The sequence below is a fragment of the Streptomyces sp. NPDC005899 genome (assembly GCF_040629645.1).
In the GTDB taxonomy this organism is placed as follows: domain Bacteria; phylum Actinomycetota; class Actinomycetes; order Streptomycetales; family Streptomycetaceae; genus Streptomyces.
Genome location: NZ_JBEXWB010000217.1, coordinates 1 through 10,911, shown reverse-complemented (window position 1 = coordinate 10,911; position 10,911 = coordinate 1). Strand labels below are relative to the sequence as shown.

At 73.0% G+C, this 10,911-nt stretch carries 9 protein-coding genes and 2 pseudogenes; 7 read left to right on the top strand and 4 right to left on the bottom strand.

Annotation, left to right across the window (positions count from 1 at the left end):
• Positions 1 to 254: 254 nt before the first annotated feature.
• Together ABZ371_RS21980 and gcl are read right to left on the bottom strand one after the other, a co-directional pair.
• Positions 255 to 686 (bottom strand): DUF6083 domain-containing protein, encoded by a 432-nt coding sequence (locus ABZ371_RS21980; protein WP_358682298.1) that lies wholly within the window; start codon positions 684 to 686, stop codon positions 255 to 257.
• A 248-nt stretch (positions 687 to 934) separates the two neighbouring features.
• Positions 935 to 2,719, bottom strand: a complete 1,785-nt coding sequence (gene gcl, locus ABZ371_RS21975; RefSeq protein ID WP_358682295.1) for a glyoxylate carboligase — start codon at positions 2,717 to 2,719, stop codon at positions 935 to 937.
• Positions 2,720 to 2,979: 260 nt separating this feature from the next.
• Between gcl and ABZ371_RS21970 the strand changes: the two are divergent.
• The 5 genes and pseudogenes from ABZ371_RS21970 to ABZ371_RS21950 form a co-directional block, all read left to right on the top strand.
• Positions 2,980 to 3,246 (top strand): annotated as a pseudogene (locus ABZ371_RS21970) (hypothetical protein); the annotation flags it as partial.
• A 2-nt stretch (positions 3,247 to 3,248) separates the two neighbouring features.
• Positions 3,249 to 3,467: pseudogene (locus ABZ371_RS21965) on the top strand (flavin reductase family protein); the annotation flags it as partial.
• A 200-nt stretch (positions 3,468 to 3,667) separates the two neighbouring features.
• Positions 3,668 to 4,453: an electron transfer flavoprotein subunit beta/FixA family protein gene (locus ABZ371_RS21960; protein WP_358682292.1), complete on the top strand. Its 786-nt coding sequence runs from the start codon at positions 3,668 to 3,670 to the stop codon at positions 4,451 to 4,453.
• A 56-nt stretch (positions 4,454 to 4,509) separates the two neighbouring features.
• Positions 4,510 to 5,472, top strand: coding sequence for an electron transfer flavoprotein subunit alpha/FixB family protein (locus tag ABZ371_RS21955; protein WP_358682289.1), 963 nt, complete (start codon positions 4,510 to 4,512; stop codon positions 5,470 to 5,472).
• A gap of 170 nt (positions 5,473 to 5,642) precedes the next feature.
• Positions 5,643 to 6,941 carry an aldolase gene (locus ABZ371_RS21950; RefSeq protein WP_358682286.1) on the top strand — a complete coding sequence of 433 codons (1,299 nt, stop codon included), beginning with the start codon at positions 5,643 to 5,645 and terminating at the stop codon, positions 6,939 to 6,941.
• 67 nt (positions 6,942 to 7,008) lie between these two features.
• Here the strand turns inward: ABZ371_RS21950 and ABZ371_RS21945 are convergent, their stop codons facing one another.
• A complete protein-coding gene (locus tag ABZ371_RS21945; protein WP_358682283.1) occupies positions 7,009 to 8,043 on the bottom strand; it encodes a LacI family DNA-binding transcriptional regulator in 1,035 nt (344 codons plus the stop codon).
• 172 nt (positions 8,044 to 8,215) lie between these two features.
• Here ABZ371_RS21945 and ABZ371_RS21940 point away from each other — a divergent pair, with 172 nt between their 5' ends.
• A complete protein-coding gene (locus tag ABZ371_RS21940; protein ID WP_358682280.1) occupies positions 8,216 to 9,184 on the top strand; it encodes an ROK family protein in 969 nt (322 codons plus the stop codon).
• 138 nt (positions 9,185 to 9,322) lie between these two features.
• Here the strand turns inward: ABZ371_RS21940 and ABZ371_RS21935 are convergent, their stop codons facing one another.
• Positions 9,323 to 9,517: a hypothetical protein gene (locus ABZ371_RS21935; protein WP_358682277.1), complete on the bottom strand. Its 195-nt coding sequence runs from the start codon at positions 9,515 to 9,517 to the stop codon at positions 9,323 to 9,325.
• Between the two features lie 206 nt (positions 9,518 to 9,723).
• Between ABZ371_RS21935 and ABZ371_RS21930 the strand changes: the two genes are divergently transcribed.
• Positions 9,724 to 10,764 (top strand): NUDIX domain-containing protein, encoded by a 1,041-nt coding sequence (locus tag ABZ371_RS21930; protein ID WP_358682275.1) that lies wholly within the window; start codon positions 9,724 to 9,726, stop codon positions 10,762 to 10,764.
• Positions 10,765 to 10,911 lie beyond the last annotated feature (147 nt).

Below are 10,911 nucleotides of genomic sequence, written 5' to 3'. Positions count from 1 at the left end.
CGGGGCGGGGGCGGGCGTCCACCTGGCTGGGGTGGCGGGGGGCGCGGCCCCGGCGCCGCCCCCCCCCCCCCCACCCCTGTTCCGCGTCCGTGTCGTCGGGTCTTCCGCGTCCGAGTCGTCGCGCGCCCGGTCCGTCGGATCCGGCCGGTCTCCGCCCCGCCGGGCTCCTCCGTGCCCGCCCTCCGCCTCACGGACCCACGTCACCCCTGCGCGTCGCCCCTTGCCCGGTCCCCCCGCCGGCCACGACCGCCGGATCACCCGGTGTCCGGCACCCCCTCCTCCGGCAGGTCGAACAGGCGCTGCGCACGCCGCCTGTTGTACTGCCGGCGCGCCGTGATCCACGGCCAGTGGTCCTCCGGCTCGAGCCAGGGGCAGACGATGCGGTGCGGGATGCGGCACGTGGCGCCGGGGAGCGGCTCGGCGTCCCAGAGGTTCACGGCGATCCCCGTCGAGGTGACGATCCACCGGCGCCGCGGGGGGACGGTGTGGGCGGGGACGACGACCCGGGGTTCGAGCAGCACGAAGTGGCCGGTGTACGCCGTGGCGTACCGGTCCTGCGGCTTCTCGCAGACCGGGCACTCGGGCGGAGCGGGCGGCCGTGGCGCGGTGGCGCCTTCGAAGAACATCTGGAAGGTGTCGCCGCCGGACCGGTCCGGACGGGGTGAGGTGCTCCCGGTGTCCCCCATGGGACAAGGATCCGCGGCCCCCGGTCCGTGCGGGTAGGGTGCGATCCGGCCACGGCCGGTGGTGCGGGGCCGCCGCACGGGCCTTGGGACACCACGCGAGGCGCCCCCGGGCGGCAGGCGGCCCGTAGCGCGTGGCCGGCCGGTGTCCCAGCGCGTGCGCGTGACCGGGCGGCGGCGCGACGGGCCGCCCCCGGACACGACGGCGGCCCCCACGACCGCACGGGTCGTGGAGGCCGGCGCCGCTCGGTTCAGGACACCGTCAACGGGCGGATCGCCGTCGGCGCGTGGCCGGGCTCCGAGGCCACGTCCTCGAACTCGTTGACCGAGGCGATGTCGGACCCGCTCATCGAGATGTTGGTGACCCGCTCCAGGATCGCCTCGACGACCACCGGCACACGGAACTCGGCCGCCAGCTTCTTGGCCTCCTCGAAGGCCGGCAGCAGCTGGTCGGGCTCGGTGACGCGGATCGCCTTGCAGCCCAGCCCCTCGACGACCTTGACGTGGTCCACGCCGTAGACGCCCAGCTCCGGCGAGTTGAGGTTCTCGAACTCCAGGTTGACCTGGAAGTCGATGTCGAAGTTGCGCTGCGCCTGCCGGATGAGCCCCAGGTAGGAGTTGTTCACCAGCACGTGGACGTACGGGATGCGGTGCTGCGCGCCGACGGCGAGCTCCTCCAGCATGAACTGGAAGTCGTAGTCGCCGGAGAGGGCGACGACGGAGCCCTCCGGGTCGGCCGTGGCGACGCCCAGCGCGGCGGGGATCGTCCAGCCGAGCGGTCCGGCCTGGCCGCAGTTGATCCAGTGGCGCGGCCGGTAGACGTGCAGCATCTGCGCGCCGGCGATCTGGGACAGGCCGATGGTGGTGACGTAGCGGGTCTCCGGGCCGAACGCCCGGTTCATCTCCTCGTACACCCGCTGGGGCTTCAGCGGCACGTTGTCGAAGTGCGTGCGGCGCTGCAGGGTGGCACGGCGCTCCTGGGTGGACGCCGCCCACCGCGAGCGGTCCTTCAGCTCGCCCGCGGCCTTCAGCTCCCGCGCCACCTCGACGAAGAGCTCCAGGGCGGCCTTCGCGTCGGAGGCGATCCCGAGGTCGGGGGCGAAGATCTTGCCCAGCTGGGTGGGCTCGATGTCGACGTGGACGAAGGTGCGGCCCTCGGTGTAGACGTCCAGCCTGCCGGTGTGGCGGTTGGCCCAGCGGTTGCCGATGCCGAGGACGAAGTCGGACTCCAGGAAGTTCGCGTTGCCGTAGCGGTGGGAGGTCTGCAGGCCGACCATGCCGGCGTTCAGCTCGTGGTCGTCGGGCAGGATGCCCCAGCCCATCAGCGTCGGCACGACCGGGACACCGGTCAGCTCGGCGAACTCCACGAGAAGCGCGGAGGCGTCGGCGTTGATGATGCCGCCGCCCGCGACGAGGAGGGGCCGCTCGGAGGCGTTGAGCATCTCGACGGCCCGCTCGATCTGCCTGCGGGTCGCCGCGGGCTTGTGCACCGGCAGCGGCTCGTACAGGTCGGGGTCGAACTCGATCTCGGTGAGCTGCACGTCGATCGGCAGGTCGATGAGGACGGGGCCGGGGCGGCCGGTGCGCATCAGGTGGAAGGCCTGCTGGAAGACGCCCGGGACCTGAGCCGCCTCCAGCACGGTCGTCGCGGCCTTGGTCACCGGTGCGGCGATGGAGGCGATGTCGACGGCCTGGAAGTCCTCCTTGTGGAGCACGGCCGTCGGCGCCTGGCCGGTGATGCAGAGGATCGGCACGGAGTCGGCGATGGCGCTGTAGAGACCGGTGATCATGTCGGTGCCGGCCGGCCCCGACGTGCCGATGCAGACACCGATGTTGCCGGCGGCGGCGCGGGTGTAGCCCTCGGCCATGTGGGAGGCGCCCTCGACGTGGCGGGCGAGGGTGTGGTGCACCCCGCCGGCGGCCTTGAGGGCCGCGTAGAACGGGTTGATCGCCGCACCCGGCACACCGAACGCGTTGCTGACGCCTTCGCGCTTGAGGATCTCAACTGCCGCTCGGGCAGCGGTCATACGAGGCATTGAGTGCTCCTGCTCGGACGTGTGGTGGATTCGGGCTCTGTCGCGCCACCTGAGAGCACCAATTCCGTATTACGGAAGTTTTGTTCTGCTATACGGAACAATCTAAGGTGAGCCCGGACGGCCGTCAAGAGAGGCCAGGAGAGGACGAGGAGGCGGGCGGGAGGACGAAGTACACCGATCGACTGCCGGGCGGTCGCTCCTGGTGGACGATGGGGACACACGCCGCAGTCGCCGCGGCGGTGGCGCGGGAGGGGGAGCACGTGGAGTCCGTACCGGTGCGCTGCCCGGCCTGCCGCCGGGACCACGCCTTCACCACCCCGGTCTACCCCTGCCCGTGCGGCTCCCCCACCGCACCGCCCCTGATGCGCGGCGCCCCGGCCGAACCGATCACGCACCGCACCTGGAACGACGACTGGGTCAGCGTGCGCTGCCACTCCTGCGGCCGGCGCGACCAGTGGCCGCACCCCGAACTCTGCTGCCCCTGCGGGACCGTCCTGCGCATTCCCGTACGCCCGGTGGCGACGGCACGCGGACCGACCGGTTCGGCCCGGCCACCGACTGGCGCGACGGCCCCCGCGGGGTGCCCGTGCTCGGCGGGGTAGTGGCCTGGATGGTCTGCCGGGTGGTGGCCCGGATCCCGGCCGGGGACCACCGGATCGTGATCGCCGAGGTCGAGGCCGGGGACCCCTCGGGCGGTGGCCGGCCCCTGGTCTACCACCAGGGCGGGTTCACCGCTCTGCGAGACTGACGGCAGGCGGGCGGAGCAGGGCCGACCGCGTTGGCAAGGTCACAGTTCCAAGCGCTTGCTTATGGGCATAACACTGGGTGTACTGACGAGTAATATTTCCTTCGGAGCCCCGGTCCCCCCGACCGGAAACCGCCCCATAAGGCGCCTATGCTGCGTGCAACAAGGCAGCCCAGAAATGACGATGCAGTAGGAGAGCCGGCGTGAGCTTGAGGATCGTTGTCTGTGTGAAGTACGTACCCGACGCCACCGGCGACCGGCACTTCGCCGATGACCTGACGCTGGACCGTGACGACGTCGACGGTCTGCTGTCGGAGCTCGACGAGTACGCGGTCGAGCAGGCGCTGCAGATCGCCGACGAGGCGGACGACGCTGAGATCACCGTGCTGACGGTGGGCCCGGAGGACGCCAAGGACGCGCTGCGCAAGGCGCTGTCGATGGGCGCGGACAAGGCCGTCCACGTCGAGGACGACGACCTGCACGGCACCGACGTCATCGGTACCTCCCTGGTGCTGGCCAAGGCCGTCGAGAAGACCGGGTACGACCTGGTCATCTGCGGTATGGCGTCCACGGACGGCACCATGGGTGTCCTCCCGGCACTGCTCGCGGAGCGCCTCGGCGTCCCGCAGGTCACGCTCCTGTCCGAGGTCTCCGTCGAGGGCGGCACGGTCAAGGGCCGCCGTGACGGCGACGCCGCGAGCGAGCAGCTCGAGGCATCCCTCCCGGCCGTCGTCTCGGTGACCGACCAGTCGGGCGAGGCCCGCTACCCGTCCTTCAAGGGCATCATGGCGGCCAAGAAGAAGCCGGTCGAGTCGCTGGACCTCGAGGACCTGGAGATCGAGGCGGACGAGGTCGGTCTCGGCGGCTCCTGGACCGCGGTCGACTCCGCGGCCGAGCGCCCGGCCCGCACGGCGGGCACGATCGTCAAGGACGAGGGCGAGGGCGGCAAGCAGCTGGCCGAGTTCCTCGTGGGCCAGAAGTTCATCTGAGCCCCGGCCGCTCCTCCACCGCCCGCCCTCCCTCGCACGCAGGAGATTGAAGTCCCATGGCTGAAGTACTCGTCTATGTCGACCACGTGGACGGTGCCGTCCGCAAGCCCACCCTGGAGCTGCTGACGCTCGCCCGCCGCATCGGCGAGCCCGTCGCCGTCGCCCTCGGCAACGGGGCGGCCGACACCGCCGCCGCGCTCGCCGAGCACGGCGCGGTCAAGGTCCTGACCGCCGACGCCCCGGAGTTCGCCGACTACCTCGTCGTACCCAAGGTGGACGCGCTCCAGGCCGCCTACGACGCCGTGTCGCCGGCCGCCGTGCTGCTGCCCTCCTCCGCGGAGGCCAAGGAGGTCGCGGCCCGTCTCGCGCTCCGCATCGGCTCGGGGATCATCACCGACGCCGTCGACCTGGAGGCCGGTGACGAGGGCCCGGTCGCGACCCAGTCCGCGTTCGCCGCTTCGTACACCACCAAGTCCCGCGTCTCCAAGGGCACCCCGGTCATCACGGTCAAACCGAACTCGGCCGCCGTGGAGGCCGCCCCGGCCGCGGGCGCCGTCGAGGCCCTCGCCGTCTCGTTCTCCGACCAGGCCACCGGCACGAAGGTCCTCTCGCGCACCCCGCGTGAGTCCACCGGCCGTCCGGAGCTGACCGAGGCCGCGATCGTCGTCTCCGGGGGCCGCGGCGTCAACGGCACGGAGAACTTCGCGATCATCGAGTCGCTCGCCGACTCCCTCGGTGCGGCGGTCGGCGCCTCCCGCGCCGCCGTCGACGCCGGCTGGTACCCGCACACCAACCAGGTCGGCCAGACCGGCAAGTCGGTCTCGCCGCAGCTGTACATCGCCTCCGGCATCTCGGGCGCGATCCAGCACCGCGCCGGTATGCAGACCTCGAAGACGATCGTCGCGATCAACAAGGACGCCGAGGCGCCCATCTTCGACCTCGTCGACTACGGCGTCGTCGGCGACCTCTTCCAGGTCGTCCCGCAGCTGACGGACGAGGTCAAGGCCCGCAAGGGCTGATCCCGGCAGGCAGTGCCCGTACGGCGGCCCGGGGCCGCGTGGTGGTTCCCACCGCGCGGCCCCGGGCCGTTTCCGCTCACCATTGACGCGTGAGCCGGAGACTTATAACTTCACTATGCGGATGATTGATTCCGGGAAGCGGAAATGTAGAACACCTGGAGGGTGCGGTCATGGGTCAGCAGGAGAAGGTGGCGTCGAGCCTGGCCGGTGCGGTCGGCGAACGGATCAGCGCCTCCCTCGCGGAAGTGGACGCGGAACTCGCCCGCCGCTACCCGGGAGACCCCGGCACCCGTCAGCCGGTCCACACCGTCTACGTCCCCGCCGACACCTTCACCGCCACGACCGTCCGCGACTGGGGCGACCGCGCGCTGCGCGCCCTCGACGAGCACGCTCCGGACGCCGCCGCGCTCGCCGGGATCCTCGGCATCCCCCAGGAGCTGGCGGGGCCCGTGTACGACCGCGTGCGCGCCAAGCTGGAGCGCGAGCCCGTGGAGGACCTGCGCATCGACTTCGAGGACGGCTACGGGCCGCGGCCGGACGCCGAGGAGGACGAGGCCGCCGCGCGGGCGGCCCGGCTCGTCGCCCAGGCATACGCAGACGGAAGCGCCGCGCCCTACATGGGCATCCGGATGAAGTGCATGGAGGCCGCGGTGCGTGACCGCGGCATTCGCACCACGGACGTCTTCCTCACCGGCCTCATGCGGGCCGGCGGTCTCCCCGACGGGCTCGTGCTGACGCTGCCGAAGGTGACGTACCCCGAACAGGTCACCGCCTTCGTCCGGTTGCTGGAGGCATTCGAGGAGGCGCACGGACTGCCGGAGGGGCGCCTCGGCTTCGAGATCCAGATCGAGACGAGCCAGTCCATCCTCGCGGCCGACGGCACCGCCGCCGTGGCACGCATGATCGACGCCGCCCGTGGCCGCGCGACGGGCCTCCACTACGGCACCTTCGACTACAGCGCCTGTGTCGGAGTCAGCCCCGCCTACCAGGCCAGTGACCATCCCGCCGCCGACCACGCAAAAGCCGTCATGCAGGTGGCCGCCGCGGGCACGGGCGTACGGGTCTGCGACGGCTCCACCAACGTGCTGCCCGTGGGCCCCGCCCACCAGGTCCACGACGCCTGGCGCCTGCACCACGGGCTCACCCGCCGTGCCCTCGCGCGCGCCTACTACCAGGGCTGGGACATGCACCCGGGCCACCTGCCCACCCGCTACGCCGCCGTCTACACCTTCTACCGCGAGGGCGTGGGCGCTGCCGCGTCCCGTCTGGCCGCCTACGTGGCCAAGGCGGACGGCGACGTCATGGACGAGCCCGCCACCGCCAAGGCGCTGAGCGGCTACCTGCTGCGCGGCATCGACTGCGGCGCCCTCGACACCGCGGAGGTGGCGGAGCTGACCGGGCTGACCCGCACGGACCTGGACGCCTTCGCCTCGCCCCGGCGCGGAGGACTCACCGTGACGGCCCCGTAGGCACGGGCCGGGCCCGGTGCGCGTCCGCACCGGGCCCGGGTGGACCCCCGGGGTCCACCCGGGGTCCTCAGGCCCCGGCCGGCGGCAGCTCTCCGGAACCCCGCGCGATGAGCCGGGTCGGGAGCACCACCCTGGCCGTGGGGTGGCCGGCCCCGTCCAGGCGGTGGAACAGGTGCTCCGCCGCCGTGCGGCCGACGGCGGCGGCGTCCTGCGAGACGACGGTGATGCCGAGCAGATCGGCCAGCTCGATGTCGTCGAAGCCGACCAGGGCGATCCTGCGGTCGCACTCCGCGAGGACACGCACGACGGTGACCGTCACACGGTTGTTGCCGGCGAACAGCGCGGTGACCGGCTCGGGACCCCGGAGCATGGTCTCCGCCGCCTCCCGGACGCGGGCGGGATCGGTCGGGCCGAGCGAGACCCAGGAGTCCTCGACGGTGATCCCGGCGTCCGTGAGGGCGGTGTGGTAGCCGCGCAGCCGTTCCTTGGCGGTGTGGATGCGCGGCTGGTCCCCGATGAAGCCGATCCTCCGGTGGCCGTGCGCCACCAGGTGGGCGACGCCCTCGCGGGCGCCGCCGAAGCTGTCCGAGAGGACCATGTCGGCGTCGACCCGCCCCGCGGGGCGGTCGACGAACACGGTGGCGACGCCCGCCTTTATCTCGGGTTCGAGGTACCGGTGGTCGTCGCCCGCGGGGATCACGATGAGGCCGTCCACCCGGCGGGCGCAGAGGGCGAGCACGAGCTCCTGCTCGCGTTCGGGGTCCTCGGCGCTCGAACCGTTGATCAGCAGCGCGCCGTGGGCGCGGGCCACCTCTTCCACGGCCCGGCTCAGCGGGCCGTAGAAGGGGTCCGCGAGGTCTTCCAGCACGAGGCCGATCGACGCGGTACGCCCCTTGCGCAGTACGCGGGCGCTGTCGTTGCGCCGGAAGCCCAGCGCGTCGATCGCCTCCTGGACGCGGCGTTCGGTGTCGGGGGTCACGCCGGGTTCGCCGTTCACCACCCGGGAGACCGTCTTGAGGCCGACTCCGGCACGGGCGGCCACATCCTTCATGGTCGGCCTGTTGCCGTAGCGGGACTCGGAATGACGGGCGGTCATGGCCACGGTGCGCTGTCCTGTCGTCGGATGCGGGCGGATTCGGCGGTGCGGTTCGGGGACGGAGGGTGTGGCGTCGAGCATAGGCCCTGGACAACGTTGTCATCTCCGTGGAGACTGTGCGGACCATTGACGGAAGCCGCAGGTCTGGCGCCCTCACCCCTCCGGAGACACGACACCGATGCATACCGACCTCGTCGCCGCGCTCGACATCGGCGGCACCAAGATCGCCGGCGCGCTGGTGGACGGTGGCGGGGCCCTCCTCGTACGGGCGCGGCGGCCGACGCCCGCCCGCGAGGACAGCGAGGCGGTCATGGCCGCGGTGAACGACGTCCTGGCCGAGCTCATGGCCTCCCCGTTGTGGCACCGGGCCGGCAGGGTCGGCATCGGCAGCGCCGGGCCGGTGGACGCCTCCTCGGGCACCGTCAGCCCGGTGAACGTCCCGGGGTGGCGCGACTTCCCGCTGGTGGAGCGGGTCCGCGCGACCACGGGCGGGCTTCCCGTCGTACTGGTCGGCGACGGCGTCGCCATGACGGCGGCCGAGCACTGGCTGGGTGCCGCCCGCGGGTACGGCAATGCCCTGTGCATGGTCGTCTCCACCGGTGTCGGCGGCGGCCTCGTCCTCGGCGGCAGGCTTCACCCGGGTCCGTCGGGGAACGCCGGGCACATCGGCCACATCTGTGTCGACCTGGAGGGTGATCTCTGCCCGTGCGGGGCGCGCGGCTGCGTCGAACGCCTCGCCAGCGGTCCCAACATCGCCCGGCGGGCGCTGGAGAACGGCTGGCTCCCGGGCCGCGACGGAGATGCCACCGCGGCGGCCGTGGCCGCCGCCGCCCGCGCCGGAGACCCGGTCGCCATCGCGTCGTACGAGCGGGCGGCCCGGGCGCTCGCGGCCGGAATCGCCGCCACGGCCACCCTCGTCGAGATCGACATCGCGGTGATCGGCGGCGGAGTGGCCGGAGCGGGCGAGGTGCTGTTCGCGCCGCTCCGGCGGTCCCTGCGCGACTACGCCACGCTGTCCTTCGTCCGGAACCTGACGGTGGCGCCCGCCGTGATGGGAACCGACGCCGGCCTGGTGGGCGCGGCGGCCGCCGCCACGGCGGTCCGCTCCGGCGGCGCGGGTGACGCACGGGCCGTGGCCGCGCGGTAGTGGCGGGCCGGCCGCGCTCCCGGCACGGCGGCCCGGCCGTCTCCCGGTTCGGCCACCCCCGGGCTCCGGCGGTCGGCCTCCCGGTCGAGCGGCCTCCCCGGCTCCGCCGTCCCGGCGGGGAGCGGCCGTCCGGGCGGCTCAGCCCGCTCGACGGCCTCCCCGGCCCCGCTCGGCCGGCTGCTGTGGTACGACCACGAGAAACGCGTCGCGGTCCAGGTCCATGACGACCTCGGCGGCCACGCCCTCGCCGCGCCGGGCCGCCGCGAAGTCCTCCGCCGGCTTGCTGCCCCACGGCCCTCCCGCGGGGAACTGCTCGAGTACCGTGCGGCGCACCGTACACCTCCTCGTCGCTCCTGTGACTGTCCGCTCAACGACGTCGTGCCCCTGCCCGTCACGGCCGGACGGCCGCCCGGACTCGTAGAGTTGGGCGCCGCCGGGGGCCGTCGGGGTGCCCGGGCGCACAACGGCGTCGGCCCGGTGGGGTTTCCGCAGCGGGGTGTTGCGGGCAAGCCACAGGAGGCTACGGAAGAGGGGGACCCGTGATCGTCTGGATCAACGGTGCGTTCGGTGCGGGCAAGACGAGCGCCGCGTACGAACTGATCGACCTGATCCCGAACAGCACCTTCTACGACCCCGCACTGATCGGCGGGGAACTGCGCCACCTGCTGCCCCAGAAGAAGCTCGCCGAGGTCACGGACTTCCAGGACCTCCCGATCTGGCGGCGCCTGGTCGTCGACACGGCCGCCGCTCTCCTCGCCGAGTTGCCGGGCGTGCTCGTGGTGCCGATGACACTGCTGCGGCAGGAGTACCGCGACGAGATGTTCGGCGGGCTCGCATCCCGGCGCATCCCGGTGCGCCATGTGCTGCTCGCACCAGAGGAAACGATCCTGCGCGAGCGGGTGGCCCAGCGCGAGGAGTGCGCGGACGACCCGGAACGGACCCTCCGCACCCGCCGGTGCGCGGACGAGCACATCGAGCACTACCGGGCGGCACTGGACTGGATCACCGCGGACGCCCACACCGTCGACACCAGCACGCTCACGCCGCGGGCGACGGCCGCCCGGATAGCCGAGGCCCTGCGCACCGGCGAGGCCGGGGAGTGCGGGATAGTCCAGACACCCGCACCGCGGGCGGAGACCGTCGCCGCCGGGGTGCTCCTCTTCGACGAGCGGGACCGTGTCCTGCTCGTCGACCCCACCTACAAACCCGGCTGGGAGTTCCCCGGTGGGGTGGTGGAGCCGGGGGAGGCCCCGGCACAGGCCGGGATGCGGGAGGTCACCGAGGAACTGGGGCTGCACCTCGCCGCGGCGCCCAGGCTCCTGGTGGTCGACTGGGAGGCACCGGAGCCGCCCGGGTACGGCGGTCTCCGCTTCCTGTTCGACGGGGGCGTCCTTCGCGGCCCGGAGGCCACCCGGCTGCTGCTGCCCGGTGCCGAGCTGCGCGGCTGGCGGTTCGTCACCGAGGACGAGGCGTCCTCGATGCTTCCGCCCACCCGCTTCGAACGGCTGCGCTGGGCCCTGCGGGCCCGCGAGCGTTCCGCCGTACTGAACCTGGAGGCCGGGGTGCCGGTGGGCGGATAGGGCACCGCCCGACCGCGCCGGTCACCGGGGCGGAGTCCGGCGCGGCACCCGGCCTCCGGTGCGGCACCCGGCCTCCGGTGCGGTGGCCTCATCGAGGGCGTGTGCCTCGGCCGCGGGCGTGGGCCGGGGGAACCCGCCCCCGGGGGT